We start from the raw sequence: 15,143 nt of genomic DNA, 5'->3' as shown, positions 1-15,143 counted from the left end.
CATAGTGACCTGTAGACCGATTTAAACACTAACATCCGAGGGAAGTCAGGGTTATTAAATGGCTTAACCTTTTTCGAAAAGTACTTGCCACAGGGAGGGAAACAAAGATGACAATCCATTCATTAAAAGACCACGTTAAGATAACAAGTGTGATGTGGAAAACAGTGTCTGAATCGTGCAATCTGGCATGCGACTACTGCTATTATAGTACCTGTGAAGGGAGAACAGGTAAAGCAACTCAGATTGATTCCATTACGTTAGAAAAGTTTATTAAAGAGTATATGGAAATGTCACATGGTTTAGTCAATTTCGTTTGGCAAGGTGGTGAACCACTACTTGCAGGGATTGATTTTTTTGAACAAGTTGTTTCCTTTCAAAAAAAATATAGCACGAAATATAAAAGAGCGAAAAACTCTATTCAAACCAATGGCACCTTAATTAACCAGCATTGGGCTGATTTCTTTGCTGAACATCAGTTTTTTATTGGCATTAGTTTAGATGGACCAAAAGAAATTCATGATCAACGAAGAGTAACAAGATCAGGTCATCCTAGTTTTGATCTGGTAATGCGTGGCGTGAATTATTTGCAAAGCGCTGGTGTGGAATTTAACATTCTGACAGTCATTCATGAAAACAATGTTCTTCGTGGTCATACGTTAATGGCATTTTATCGGGACATGGGCTTTACTCATGTGCAATTTATTCCTTGTATGGACTTTAAGGCACAACATTTAGATCAACCTGGCGTATTTTTAATTACAGCAAAAGAATACGGGGATTTCCTGTGTGAAATTTTTGATTATTGGTATAATGATGGTTATCCAATGCTCTCAATACGATTCTTCGATAACTTATTAACCGCCTATTTAAATCACACGCCTGAACACTGTGTCCATCAAGAAACATGTCCTAGAACCATTGTATTTGAGCAAAACGGAAATGCTTACCCTTGTGATTTTTATATTGATGACCATTATCTATTGGGGAATATTAAGGTGAACAGCTTTAAAGAAATTGCAACACACACTAATATGGATAAGTTTTTAAAAGAAAAGCCCCTATTGCCCAAGCAATGTCAAGGATGTGAATTTTTACATTTATGTCATGGCGGGTGTCCTAGAAATCGACTCAAAGAAAACAATGAAGTTGGTGTTGAATATTTCTGTGAAAGCTATCAACAGATTTATCGTTATGCTGATCAACGTCTACAATCACTTGCCAATCGAATTAAACGAGAAAAATTACTTGCTTTAATTCATGCCGGTTATCCTTTACCATTAAAATCTGAGCCCTGCATATGTGGTAGCGCTAAAGCGTTTAGTACATGCTGTGAGACCTTACTAGTAAGTAGAAAAAACTGAAGCTGGAAATGTAGCCACTCTGCTAATTATAAACAGTTCAATGCTACAGTATTAAAGAACTTTCTAGCAAAGAGAAGAAAAGGGGAAATGAACAATGCCTAATGATCAAAAACCATGCTGCAGTGCTTCTCGTCAAATGCTTAATGTTGAATTAGAAGGCCATAAAAAAACAATTATTCAACCCGCTACAGACACAAAATTTTCCGATAAATTAATTGAGATTCCAGCAGGGGCATTTTTAATGGGTACGGACGATGCTGATGGTTTCCCTGACGACGGCGAGGGTCCCATCCATACTGAAGTTGTGGATACATTCTTAATTGATTCACACACAGTAACAAATAAAGAGTTTGCTATCTTTATTGAAGAGACTGGCTATCAAACAGATGCTGAAAAATACGGCTGGTCGTTTGTATTCGATGCACTTATTAAGAACAAAAGTGCTCCCTCTGTTAGAAAACTTCCTGGATTAGCATGGTGGTATGCTGTCATGGAAGCTTATTGGTATCAACCAGAAGGAAAAGGAAGCTCAATAGAAAATCGATTAGATCACCCCGTTGTTCACGTCTCATGGAATGACGCACATGCCTTTGCAAATTGGGCTGGAAAAAGATTGCCGCAAGAAAAGGAATGGGAATACGCAGCTCGTGGTGGCTTAGTCCAAAAAAGATACCCCTGGGGAGATGAGTTAACACCAAATGGTGAGCATTATTGTAATATATGGCAAGGTGAGTTTCCTTATCACAATACAGAAGAAGATGGCTACCTTACAACCGCACCAGCAAAGTCATTTCCACCTAATGGCTACGGCCTTTTCAATATGTCAGGGAATGTATGGGAATGGTGCTCAGATCAATTCACCATAAATGGCAAACGAGATTTACGAAGAAAAAATAGTCGCGTAACCCGTGGAGGCTCTTACTTATGCCATCATTCCTATTGCAATCGTTATCGGGTTGCCGCAAGAACATCAAATACCATAGATAGTTCGTCAAGCAATATGGGATTTCGTTGTGTTAAAGACTCGAGGATCGATTAAGTCATGCCTTCAAGCACACTGATGCTATACGCTCCACAATCTACTAGGATTAGTGGAGTGTATCGAAGTAAGAATTAATTCTTCTTTCACGCCTTCGTTATTCCTCTTTTTAAATTTCTACCAATCAGTAAATGCTAAAAATAAAATTTATTTTTAGCATTTGTGTCATACAAAATTTGCATTTAGCATTATTTCATATCCTTTTCTCTCTGTTCTTTAAATTAGATGTTTTAAACTCCATAAACTGGAGTTAAATGTCGTTAAACACGTTGTTTAAGGACGCGGTATGACCGTTGGGAATTGAGTTTGACGTACATGAGTCCATTCTAAAATCAAAATGAAGAATCGTAATCCGATTCGGTGTTGGATTGAACCAGAGAATGGGCAAATACAAGGAAAAGCTATTGGTGGACTGACGTCGTCCGATATTAAGTCAAGCGCTTGATGATAAATACTGGCCAAACCAAGTTCTTAAAAGTCTATTTGGTAGATATGAGACTGCACGTTGGACTTAAATGAAACCGCCGTATACCGAACGATACGTACGGCGGTGTGAGAGGACGGGAGTTAATCGCTCCCTCCTACTCGATTGTTGTTCGCCAAATTAAGACAAAAGACCTCTATTTTTAGCAGGTTTCTCTAATAATTAGCTTAGGTTCAATTTCTTCGTAATCCAGTTTTACAATATTCAATTCATTATATATATAATGAAAGGCATTTTTAGCTTGCTTCTCCAGGTAAGTGTCAACAGTCGTAATATTCATCAATTGTCCAAAATTTGAATTATCAAACCCTATTACTTCACAGTCTTCAGGAACTTTAAATCCATTTTTTTTAATAGTAGATATAAATTCTGTTGCTACATAGTCAGAATATATGACGATCGTTTTAGGAGCTTTATCCCCTAAAGATATCCATTTTTCTGCCGCATCTACTCCTGCATTTATTTGAAAAGAGTAAAAAATTTTCCAATAATTATCTGTATTATGATTTTTCTCGAAGGTTTTGATGGCTTTCAAGCGAGCTTGAGTGTTTGAATTATTTTTATCATTAAAAATGTGTCCTACCTTATGTGTATTTTTCGAGTAGATATATTCTAATATTTGAAGATAAATCGGATAATGATCAATATAAGAGGAGTAAATCTTTTTAGAATCGATTCTCCTCCAAGTTGATATGGGGCCGAATTCTGCATACGGAAGTATTTTTTTCCAGCTACTTCTTTTTTCAAGCAAAAAGACGCCATCTAATAATCTCATCATCATTAGATTAAGTATTTCTAACTCTTCTTGCTCAGTCTTTTTGAAGTAAACATTTACTCGATAATCATATTTTTCGGCTATTTTAACAAAGTAATGGATAAAGTCTCCAACAGATGGATAATAGTCATTAACTAAGAATCCGATTGTATTTGTTCGCTGATATTTCAACTGTCTGGCAATATGATTTGGGACATATCCTAATTCCTTAACAGCTTTTAAGACCTTTTCTCTAGTTTCTAAACTAACATAGCCATTTCCACTGATAACTCTAGACACAGTAGATTTGGATGTTTTAGACAATTTTGCTATATCTATAATAGTTACCATAATTAACCTCCGTTGAATGTGACTTTCATTCAAATTAAAAACAACAAAGATTTATCACAAATGACCGTCCGTAACCCCCCTTCAAAGGTGGGGGTTACGGAGGCTAATGTCCTAATTCATTCACTCAACGACCCATCATTGAGTGAAGAGCGAAAACGCTCACTGATTGAAGGTTCGTTTTATAAAAAAATTCATTCTTTTAGTGTTTAAATTCATTTTACTCTATTTCATATTGATTTGAAATTGGTTATTCTTTTAACCAATCTAATTTTTAACTCATCAATCTAGAAATGACCTAAGACTATACAAGCCTTAGGTCACAGTTCTTCAAAATTAATTTACTAATACTTTATTGCACTTATCTAGAATATCTTCTGGTACTTCTTGACCGATTCCTGGTCGATCAGAGATTTCAATGTATCCATTTATCGGTTTATCACTATATTTCCCTAAACTCTGCGTAAAATCACTTAGATTCCCAACATGGTATTCATGAATTAAAAAATTGGGTATTACGGCAGCAACCTGTATAGCAGCGGCGTTAGAAATAGGTCCCCCACAAACATGTGGTTGGACTAAAATATCATAGACTCTTGCCATATCACATATTTTTTTCACTTCTGATATTCCACCACTATTAGCTAAATCGGGCTGAATAACATCTAAGCTACGCTCTTCAATAAATGGTCTGAAGCCATACCTTGAATATATACGTTCACCTGAAGCTAATGGGATTGCTGTCTTATTTTTCAGTTGTTTCATCAACTGTGGATTAAGCGGACCACAAGGTTCCTCTAAATAATAGATGTTATAATCTTCGACTAATTTGATAATTTGTATTGCTGAGTTAATATCTGTTTTAGCATGTAATTCAAGAATAATATCAACATCCTCCCCGACTGCTGTCCGAATAGCTGACATTCGTTCTTTACAAAGCTTCAATTTTTCATTTGATAACATTCCATCATTTCTGTAATTTTTATTGCCATTAATGTCTCGTTGTAACGGATCAACTTTGATTGCATTGAATCCTTCAGCAACAGCCTTGGAAGCTGCCTCAGCATACTCAGAAACTCCCCCTAATGGCTTAGTGTTTTTATCCCAGCCAAACTGTGTTTGACTCGCATAGGTTCTGATTTTGTCCCTAGTTTTTCCACCCAACAGTTCATATACAGGGACATTCAGTGCCTTTCCTTTAATATCCCAAAGCGCAATGTCAATGGCACTAATCGCTGAGAAGATAACGGTACCTCCTCCAAGCCCCCAAAACGTTTCCTTATAGAATTGATCCCATATTTTTTCAATATTATTGGGATTTTCTCCAATAATCATTTGTGAAAAATCTTTTAACTGACCAATTGCCGCATTTTTACTGTTTCCATATGCCAGTCCTGCTTCTCCGTACCCACTAATCCCTTCGTCAGTATTTATTCTGATGAAAATGGGTACATTAGGTGCATGGGTATCATAATCAGCACAAAATATTTCAATATCTGTAATTTTCATACAACATCGCCTCCGAAATTATTAGTAATTTGCAAAATACTATCATCACTTGATAATGATTTTTTATCTGTTACGCCAACATTTTCTTTATTTGCGTTCAAAACTAAAACAATAACTGTATCATCAAAACCTTTCTCTTTTAAATAGTCTAAGTCTACTTCCACTAGTTGATCTCCAGCTTTAACCGTCTCATCTTTTTCAACAAGTAATTTGAAACCAGTGCCCCCCAGTTTAACAGTATCAATGCCGATATGAATCAAAATTTCAGTACCATCATTGCTAACGACCCCAATAGCATGACCTGTTGGATAAATCATTGAGACTCTACCATTTACAGGAGCATAAATCTTTCCCTCTCTTGGACATATACCTATACCGCTCCCCATACTTCCAGAAGCAAAAGCTTCATCATTCACTTCGGTTAACGGAACCATTATACCATCTACTACGTTTTTGATTTCTTCTTTTACTTTTTTCTCAGATTTATCAGTTGTTAATGTCTCTTCTTTATCTATTTTTACAAATAAATATGTTAAAACAAAGGACAGTACCAGTGCTATAATTGCAGTAATTAATGCATTAATAAAATTTCTTGGATCATCTCCTATAAATACAGGCAGTGATAGGAAACCCGCTGAAGCAAAAGCATATCTGACCACACCTGTTAACCCTGCGTATAGCCCAGCAATTCCTCCTGAAATCATGACAATTGCAAGTGTTCTCTTATATTTCAAAGTAACCCCATATAATGCAGGTTCTGTAATTCCTGATAGAGCTGTAATTGAAGCAGATAGAGCAATTTCTTTTTTTGCTAAATTCTTACTTTTTAGCCCTACAGCAAGTGCTGCTCCACCTTGCGCTATATTACTTCCTAACATTCCAGGTCCCATCAAAGTTTCATATCCTAAATTGGATACTGACAAAATGGCAAATGGCGTAATTGATAAATGCATGCCCATCATAACAAGAAGCGGAGAAAATATTCCCATTATTGTCGGAACAGTCCACGGAGCGTAAGTATTCAACCTTTCAATGATGAAGTAAATACCTTCGCCAATGTATGCTCCCAAAGGACCAATAACAATTAATGCAATTGGAGCTGTAATTAATAAAATTAGTACTGGTCTTAACATCGTTTTTATTAGATTTGGCGTAAATCTTTCAACAACACGCTCTACATAGCTCATTATCCAGACGACTAAAATAATTGGGATAACTGTAGATCGATAAGAAACGGAATAAACAGGCAATCCGAGTAACGAAATATCAGAACCGCTTGCAACTAACTCTATAAAAATAGGATGTAGTAAAACTCCTGCCATAACCATAGCCATAAATGAGCTTGTTTTAAACTTATTTGCTGCGCTATTAGCTATAAAGAAAGGTAAAAAGTAAAATGGGGCGTCAGAGATCATGTCAAGTAATTGATAACTTTGAGATTCAGCACTGACACCGAAAATTACCAATAAGGCCAGCAGAACTTTTACCATCCCACCTGCGATAATGAGTGGAATAATAGGAGCCATGATCCCAACCAATGTATTTATTCCAGTTTTGAACACATTTTTTATGCTGAACGGTTCTTTTGCTTGTGCATGTTGAGTAATCTCAGAACTCCCTTCAGAAGTCTTAACACCGTGAGCAATCAAGTTATTATAATATTTATCTACTTCTGCTCCAATAATAATCTGATACTCTTTACCTGACTTTATGGTATTTATAACACCTGGTACCGCTTTCAATTTACTACTGTTAAATTTTGAATCATCTTTGATTATAAATCTTAACCGTGTCATACAGTGATATAGTTCAACAATATTATCATGCCCGCCAACACCTTCAATTATCAACTTGGAAATATCTTCTTGTTTCAAAGCAAATCACCCTTTATATAATTTTTTTCTACTTTATTGATAATTACAGGCCTGAAACAATATGGAGTATCATTGACAAGCCTGTAATTACTATTTTAGTTCTCAATTTCTAAGGAAGCTTGGCTACAATCGCATCCTTTACAAATACGCCTTTGTTTTCTAGTTCTTTGATTTTCTCAGAGAACTGAGGTAAGTACTTTTTATTTGCAACTAACATTTCATCTAATAAATGCTTAGCCTTCTGACCACTTAGAATCAAAGGATTCATTAAAAATGCTTGAAGTGCTAATCCATAGTCTCCTGTCACAGCTGCTTGGATCGTGACCAGCTCCATATTTTTCATCAATTGAATCCATCCCCTTTCAGCAGGTTCAAAAGGGCCGAATGTTAGTGGGATCGCTCCGGAAGAACCAATCAGTGATGAAACCTCTACGACATGATCAATAGGCAAATCAGGAATCGCACCATCATTCTTAGTTAATACAACCATGTGCTTTTTTGTATTTCCATAAATAGATGCAATAGATTCACAGGCAGCATCACTATAGTAAGCTCCACCTCTTTCTGCCAGCTGTTTTGGTTTATAATCTAAGTTTGGATCCTTGTATAACTCGAATAACTGTTCTTCTAGTTCAGCAACTTGTTGTCCTCGAGTTCCATTATTACTAAATTCTTTTAAATTGTGTTCAAGCATCTCTTCCTCATGGTAATAATATCTATGGTACCCACAAGGTATCAAATTCATTTCATCTAATTGTTCTTTGAAAAAAGGGACATCAAAAATGTTTTTAGGTAGTCCGGCATCTTCTCCTTGAGCCATTTTCCCAATGATTTCTTGCGTGATTTCTTTTCCCTGATCATCCCAAACTCGATGCCAGTGAAAATGATCTATTCCTGCAAATTTGTAGGTCAACTCTTCTAAATTCTTATCAATTAATTCAGCTTCACTCATCATAGCCATAACTGGAACATTACATAGTCCGATAACTTTATCCCATTTCCCGTACGTCATAATCGCTTCTGTAATCATTCCACTTGGATTTGTGAAATTTACCAACCAAGCATCTGGACATAATTTCTTCATGTCTTCTACGATATCTAAAATGACCGGTATGGTTCTAAACGCTTTAAAAATTCCACCTGCACCATTCGTTTCTTGCCCTAACATGCCGTAGGAGTTGGGGATTCTCTCATCTTTTATGCGAGATTGTAATAATCCTACTCTGAACTGGGTAGTAACAAAATCCGCTCCTTTTAAGGCCTCTTTCTTATCCAAAGTCATATGAATCTTCCAGTTTAGACCAGCTGCTTCAACCATTCTTTGAGCCATGGCACCAACAATTTCAAGCTTTTCTTTCCCCTCTTCGATATCCACTAGCCATATTTCGCTAATTGGCAGCTGATTTCTACGATTAATAAACCCTTCAATTAATTCAGGGGTGTAGCTCGAACCTCCGCCAATTGTAACAATTTTCAAGCTGTCTTTATTCACGATTTTAACCTCCTGTTTGTTTCTAAAATCACTATAATTTGTGGGAACGTTCCCATGTCAATAACGTTTTTTAAAAATTTTTTTCACAAAATATGTATCAATTAAAGCAAGTCCATCAACCTTACTTACAAACTATCAACATGCTGTAGGAGCCAATCAAAGACTAAGTGAAATATTGCTGAAGTCCAAAGAAGATTTAAGACTACACGAAGATGTTTCAAATATCGATTTTATTTTCTAATTTATAGATCAAAAACCCCGCACCTTTGTTTATAAAAACCATGTGCGGGGTAACATCTATTAAAAAACTTCTATAATTATTCTGATATTTTGAAGTGACTAACCTTCTTTGATAGATCTTCTGCGAGTTGAGCTAGTTGATCAGCACTTTGTGTCACTTCTTCCATTGAGCCTAGTAATTGTTCCGAGGAAGCAGCTGTTTGTTCAGTACCAGCAGCTGACTCTTCTGAAACAGATGCAATTTCTACAATTGATTGATTCATTTTTTCACTATCCCCTACAATTTTAGTTAAATGGGTAGATATACTTTGAAACTTGGTTACCATATCACTTACAGCTTGATTAATCCCTGTAAACTTTTCACCCGTGACAGCTATTTGTTTTGAGCCTTGTTCCACTACTTGATAACCATTTTGAAGCGAGTTCATTACATCATTTGATTCTTTCTGAATACCAGTAACAATGTTTGTAATGTCACCAACTGAAGAGGTCACCTCTTCAGCTAACTTACGAACTTCATTTGCCACTACTGCAAATCCTTTGCCATGGTCACCTGCTCGTGCGGCTTCAATAGCTGCATTGAGCGCAAGCAAATTTGTTTGCTCTGCAATCCCTTGAATCACTTCGACTAGTTTTGAAATTTCTTTTGACTGTTGATCAAGTCTTCCTACTTTTTCTACTGCATCTTCTACTATCCGATAGATCATATCCATTTGGGCTACGGATTCTCCCATTGATTCTTGCCCTTGTTCGGTTTGTTCAATAATACCTTGGGACTCTTTACTCATCTGTAGTGTATGATTACTAGCCACAGTTACCTTCTCAACAAAGCTTTCCATTAATTCAGATATTGTTCCGGAGGTATTTGCTTGTGATTCTGCTCCCGAAGAAAGCTCCTGCATGGTTGTTGCTATTTGCTTGCTTCCTTCTGTCACTTCGTTTGCTGAATGCGTTAAATCTTCACTATTCCTTGACAAATGATCCGTTGCATCTGAAACACTTTTTATAACATCAAGTAATGAATCTTGCATTTTGTCTGTAGCATTTACGAGATCACCAATCTCATCTTTCCTTTTCATAAGCTTTTCAGGCACTTCATGCGTAAAATCAGCATTCGCAAGTATATTTAAATGTTTAGATACCTGTGTAATCGGTTTGGAAAGAAAATTCGCTACAAAAAAGGCCGAGGCAATGACAAGCAAGATCGCAGCTGATATAAAAAGCGTTGATAAACGAGTCATAGCATTAACTTCTGCATACACTTCGTCGGTAGGCGCCGTTACTACGACTTTCCATCCAGATTGACCGACAGTGGAAAATGTTGCAATCTTCTCATCCCCTAAGTTATCTGTATAGGTCACGTGCCCAGTATCTTTCGCTAATATTTCTCCCTCAAAAGCTTGAAATGTTTCCTCGTTTAAATCAAGATCGTTATAATTCTGACCTCTGATTTCCTGATCGGGATGATAGATGAAATCACCATTTGCCGATAATAAAAAACCAAATCCGGTATCGGCAATTTGAATTTTTCCTATAGTATCAGAAAGCACATCCAGCCCGACAAAGCTGGCAATGACACCATTAAAATTATCATCTTGATCAAGTACAGGTACAGCAACAACGATTTGCTCGCTTCCCGTTTCCGCATTTACAATGATATCACTCACTGCGTATTCTTTCGTTTCAGCGGCCTCCTGGAAATAATCTCTATCCTTCAAATTGATACCAGGGGTACGGATATTGCCATCCTTGTTGACAACGCTTGAAAGTTCTACATCTGAATCACTTATTTGCAAATAATCCAGAACGGAATCTATATAGTCGAAGTCCATCTCTTGAAACTCCGGATGCGCATCAAGATTGTTTGAAAGTTGCAGTGCCTTGTTGTCAAGCCAATCGCTCAATGAATTCCTATTCATCTCAGCCAGTTCTGTCTGTTGCGTCTTAATATTATTTTGTAAAAAAGAACTAAACTGACTTGATTGCAAAACGGCTAAACATAGAAGTGGAATAAGTGCGAGGCACAGCATACTTAGCATAAATTTAAACTTCAGGGTACCAAAAAACTTCTTAATATTTCGAATGATATTCATTGTGTCACTCCTCAGTGATGTAGTATGGAACATTTATCCCAAAAAACGATAGCTTTTAGTGCACAATGTTTATCAAACCTTATGTAATGCGATAAACGAGCACACTTCCATTAATAATGAAGTTAAACGACGTTTTTTGTCAGATAATATTACTATACCTTTTTATAGCACTAATACATAGTGAAAAATGACACCATTCATCTCGTCACATAGTAATATTTTGAAGCAAAGAATGGTATAAAACGAACCCGAAAGTTAGACTTGTTTCAGAGCAGTAAACCTGCTCTGTTTTTTATGCTATTTTATTCATTTCTTCATGTATTTCTCGATACTCACCCGGGCTAGCAAGTGATGATGAAGACTTTATGAGGCGAAGGCGGGTTGAACTTGGCGATTGCCAAGCCATCTCTGTAGACCACTTTGTTTTTCACCGAACGACCTAAACCTGTTGTTTGAACCGCTAGTTAGGTTTATATTGCTGATTTTCTGCATTGTTTGCCGTGGTATTTGCCGATGTTTGGCATATTCTCTTAATTAAGATTTTTGGTATCGAAAAGACGGTAGCTACCACTTTATGATTGCTACCGTACTCTACTCATCTTTATTCTGACTATTCCTACTTAACAAAACTGAATCACCTATAATTTTATTAAAAGCATTAGTGCCGTTATCTAAAAGTACTTTGATAGATGTGCTATAGAATTTTTACTATACCATGTGTAGCCTTTCTTTATTAGCCAATATCAATTAATCTACTCCCATTACATTTTTTACTATCTTCTCATAATCTTTATCACTCTCATGAATATTCAAGTTCCATTCTCTTGAAAGCTTCTTTAGCCACATAAAATCCCATACATAATTAAATAATACAGAAACTCCCAAACCAAATGAATAGTTATCATCACTTATAGTAAATTTATTTCCTTCTCTATCAACATAATAAACAACATAATTTTCAGATTCTTCACTTAAACATAATGCTTCATTTTTCATTGAGAAAATCTCGTATAACTCTCTATCAAGAAATTCATTGAAAATTCTCTTGACATATTCTACACTCACATTATCTTCAAAATCTGCCTCTGAAGGTCTAGGATTTAGTTCATCTTCTACACTCAACATTGCCAAAAAATATAAGTAAAAATAAGATATTGATTCACTTTCAAGAGTGGCAATCAATTTATGGCGATTACGATTTATTTTATATATTAAAAATTGGTCATTTTTACGTTTCATGTATAGACTCACTTCAGGATCTAGCATTGAAGTATTTGATAGGTATCTCATTATTTCAATTTTTTCGTCATCTTTTTTAAAACAAGCAAAAAATTGATCATCAAGATTATTCTTTAATTTTTCGAACATAAGGCATCTTCCCTTTTAATTTATTTCAACCAAATATTTTCCTTTAATCAACTCATCAACAGAAAGAATATTCCCTTGATTATCTATGCCATATAATTGTACCCCACCACCGGGTTGTTCGAACCATGGGGCTGTTTTACCTTCCAAAACTTGAAATGGTTTTCTAACTTTATATTTATGATAAACTGCTAACTCACTATGCGGAGCTAGAGCACGCTGACCATATGGTGTACCTTCTATGGCTAAAAATTCACCCCCAGGTTCACCGAATCTATCAAAGATTTCCCCAATACTTGTCTTTCTTTGATGAATCACACCTTCAAACCCATCATTTGCTGGCCAATGAATTTGTCCGTTGATCTGATCATAATATTTTGGGTTATCATAAACAGGTTTATATTTTGTATACAATTCTCCACTTGGTTTGTAATCCCAGCCACTTAATTTAACACGATCCTCAACTCTTATGCCACTTTCAGCATAATCCCAAAATTGATTATACCTCTTCGCATCTTGAGGACTCATTTGTTCCGCAAAGGAAGTGGTTATTTTCTTTGTACTTACTGTATTCGGCGTTGCTTTTTTCACCATATTGTTAATATGCCCACTATCCATCACACGCATCGGCACGTCTGGAACATTACCTGCGAAGGCGGGTTGGACTTGACGGTTGCCGAGCCATCTCTGCAGACCACTTTGTTTTTGACCAAACGAGCGGAATGTGTTGTTGGAACCGCTGATTAGGTTCATATTGCCGATTTTCTGCATTGTTTGTTTACCAAGGTGTGTACCCAAAATCAAGAGCTTTTCAAGTTCATCAGACTTATCCTAATGTTAACACTTATTGTACACAAATACAGAGAACCTAAAGTCTAATGTTTAGGTTCTCCTCGCTCCATTTTCTTTATTTCCAACCATAATGCCCTAAAAATTTATCAGGTATTCTCAATTCCAACTGTTCTTGTAGTTCTTGGCAAAAAACATCCATATCCGCTTTATCATACCATTCTTGGCTGTTTTTTAATTCAATCATATTTCCCATATAATAGACCACAACCTATACTACCTCTATTGTAACTGAAATTCACAATGTTCTTTAAACTTTTTAATAACTTCTTTTGCTTTTTTCTTAGTATTTGAATTATTCGGTATTACAAAAACTCAGAACTTTAATCAAATTCCTCCAAAAACATAGTATTTCCGCAACTCAAAATAATCATTGTTCTTATTGACCCTCAAATAATTAGTAAGCTCTTTATATATGGGTTCAAATTCCTCAAGTAATTTCACATAATTGTATAAAACAACATAAGCCCTGCTCAATTTAACTTCTTTAACAATATAATTTTTATTATAATATACACTTGCTGTATCGCCATTTCTATAAAGATTAATATTATTCTCTTTATGATTTTCTATCGAAAAAAAATCATTGTTAATTTCTTGTTTAAGTAATTTCTCTACATTGTCTAGCTCATTATTATTAATTAGCTCGCGAATTTTCCTTATAAAGGCTAAATCCTGACAGGGTTGTTCAAAATTACTTTTGCATATAACTATTGCTATTGCTATTGCTATAGAAAAATCAATATCTTCAACATTTATCTCGGCTACTTGTTTTTTTTCATTTCTTGATACCAAAAAAATGAAATATTTCGAATCATATTTTTGTATATTAACGTGCTGATCAGGTATCACTAAGTTATTATCTACAGGGTAAATTTTTGTAGAATTATCCTTTTCAATAATTGAATATTTGTTACTATCAAGGATTTTTTGGAATTTTCCAATCAACTTTTATCACTATCCCTGCCATATAAAATGTCAACTCGCCTAATTCTCGTTCTTGTCAGCCAATCCAAGTATTAAAATGATACTCCATGATGGTTTAACCACCATGAGTATTGAATTTCATAAATAACATCGTTTACTTTGTTCCTAAAATATAATCCCTTTATTTTTATAAAAAATGAATAAAAATCTAAAATAAACGGCTATCCCAAAAGATAACCGTTTATTAATAGTTCAAAACTCTATTTGTCGGAGTTGTTTTCTAACTCTTTTAGAAAATCTGGGTCTACCCAAACTTTTTTCACTTCATATCCTTCTACTTCTGATTCCTTTATGCTATCTCTCTCAATAGAATTTAAAAACTCTTTAAATGAATCTGCAATAAAATACAAATCGTTAATAGCTATTTTTCCTTCTTCATATTTAAATTCTTCTTCATGATCCCAAAAGTAAACATATCCATATTTAACTTCTGATAGATTTAAACATACCAAATTCCCACCTGCATCTCTTCCTATTGGAATACAAGTATTAGGTATTCTATTTTTATATGTTTCAAATTGGTTTATTAAATCATCGTCTGACCCTAATCCAAACATAGATGTCAAAATAAACTTTTGCTCTCCATTTTTATAATAAGTACTAATGCTATTTTTCACATAGCCACCATTATGATGTCGTAAAAATTCAATATAATCATTTGGTAACTCGTAACCAATCTTTTCAGAAAATGCAATTAATTCATTTTCATTAAATCCTTTATTTGAAACTATATTAATCATAATACACC

The 15,143-nt window shown here is 35.2% G+C and carries 12 protein-coding genes; 2 read left to right on the top strand and 10 right to left on the bottom strand.

Annotation, left to right across the window (positions count from 1 at the left end; genetic code table 11):
- Positions 1-107: 107 nt before the first annotated feature.
- Positions 108-1,361, top strand: a complete 1,254-nt coding sequence (locus JOE23_RS11315) for an anaerobic sulfatase maturase (RefSeq protein WP_204438477.1) — start codon at positions 108-110, stop codon at positions 1,359-1,361.
- 94 nt (positions 1,362-1,455) lie between these two features.
- The gene (locus JOE23_RS11310; protein WP_204438475.1) at positions 1,456-2,400 is read left to right on the top strand and encodes a formylglycine-generating enzyme family protein; all 945 of its coding nucleotides are present in this window, start codon (positions 1,456-1,458) and stop codon (positions 2,398-2,400) included.
- Between the two features lie 626 nt (positions 2,401-3,026).
- Here the strand turns inward: JOE23_RS11310 and JOE23_RS11305 are convergent.
- The 10 genes from JOE23_RS11305 to JOE23_RS11260 all read right to left on the bottom strand — a co-directional run bounded on the left by JOE23_RS11305 (position 3,027) and on the right by JOE23_RS11260 (position 15,135).
- Positions 3,027-3,989 carry a LacI family DNA-binding transcriptional regulator gene (locus tag JOE23_RS11305; protein WP_204438473.1) on the bottom strand — a complete coding sequence of 321 codons (963 nt, stop codon included), beginning with the start codon at positions 3,987-3,989 and terminating at the stop codon, positions 3,027-3,029.
- 333 nt (positions 3,990-4,322) lie between these two features.
- On the bottom strand, positions 4,323-5,495 hold the full coding sequence (locus JOE23_RS11300; RefSeq protein WP_204438471.1) for a mandelate racemase/muconate lactonizing enzyme family protein: 1,173 nt from the start codon (positions 5,493-5,495) through the stop codon (positions 4,323-4,325).
- The gene (locus JOE23_RS11295) at positions 5,492-7,369 is read right to left on the bottom strand and encodes a beta-glucoside-specific PTS transporter subunit IIABC (protein WP_204438469.1); all 1,878 of its coding nucleotides are present in this window, start codon (positions 7,367-7,369) and stop codon (positions 5,492-5,494) included. The genes JOE23_RS11300 and JOE23_RS11295 overlap by 4 nt, the downstream gene beginning before the upstream one ends.
- A 109-nt stretch (positions 7,370-7,478) precedes the next feature.
- Positions 7,479-8,861, bottom strand: coding sequence for a family 4 glycosyl hydrolase (locus tag JOE23_RS11290; protein ID WP_204438467.1), 1,383 nt, complete (start codon positions 8,859-8,861; stop codon positions 7,479-7,481).
- Positions 8,862-9,178: 317 nt separating this feature from the next.
- A complete protein-coding gene (locus JOE23_RS11285) occupies positions 9,179-11,194 on the bottom strand; it encodes a methyl-accepting chemotaxis protein (RefSeq protein WP_204438465.1) in 2,016 nt (671 codons plus the stop codon).
- A 747-nt stretch (positions 11,195-11,941) separates the two neighbouring features.
- Positions 11,942-12,562, bottom strand: a complete 621-nt coding sequence (locus JOE23_RS11280; RefSeq protein ID WP_204438463.1) for a hypothetical protein — start codon at positions 12,560-12,562, stop codon at positions 11,942-11,944.
- Positions 12,563-12,577: 15 nt separating this feature from the next.
- Positions 12,578-13,330 carry a TNT domain-containing protein gene (locus tag JOE23_RS17930; RefSeq protein ID WP_239585389.1) on the bottom strand — a complete coding sequence of 251 codons (753 nt, stop codon included), beginning with the start codon at positions 13,328-13,330 and terminating at the stop codon, positions 12,578-12,580.
- A 136-nt stretch (positions 13,331-13,466) separates the two neighbouring features.
- Positions 13,467-13,604 (bottom strand): hypothetical protein, encoded by a 138-nt coding sequence (locus JOE23_RS11270; RefSeq protein ID WP_239585388.1) that lies wholly within the window; start codon positions 13,602-13,604, stop codon positions 13,467-13,469.
- 131 nt (positions 13,605-13,735) lie between these two features.
- The gene (locus JOE23_RS11265) at positions 13,736-14,356 is read right to left on the bottom strand and encodes a hypothetical protein (RefSeq protein ID WP_204438461.1); all 621 of its coding nucleotides are present in this window, start codon (positions 14,354-14,356) and stop codon (positions 13,736-13,738) included.
- Between the two features lie 239 nt (positions 14,357-14,595).
- A complete protein-coding gene (locus JOE23_RS11260; RefSeq protein ID WP_204438460.1) occupies positions 14,596-15,135 on the bottom strand; it encodes an SMI1/KNR4 family protein in 540 nt (179 codons plus the stop codon).
- Positions 15,136-15,143 lie beyond the last annotated feature (8 nt).

Source organism: Amphibacillus cookii (assembly GCF_016908375.1).
Taxonomy (GTDB): Bacteria; Bacillota; Bacilli; order Bacillales; family Amphibacillaceae; genus Amphibacillus_C; species Amphibacillus_C cookii.
The sequence above is the reverse complement of the archived record's forward strand: the minus strand, read 5'-3'. Positions and strand labels throughout refer to the sequence as shown.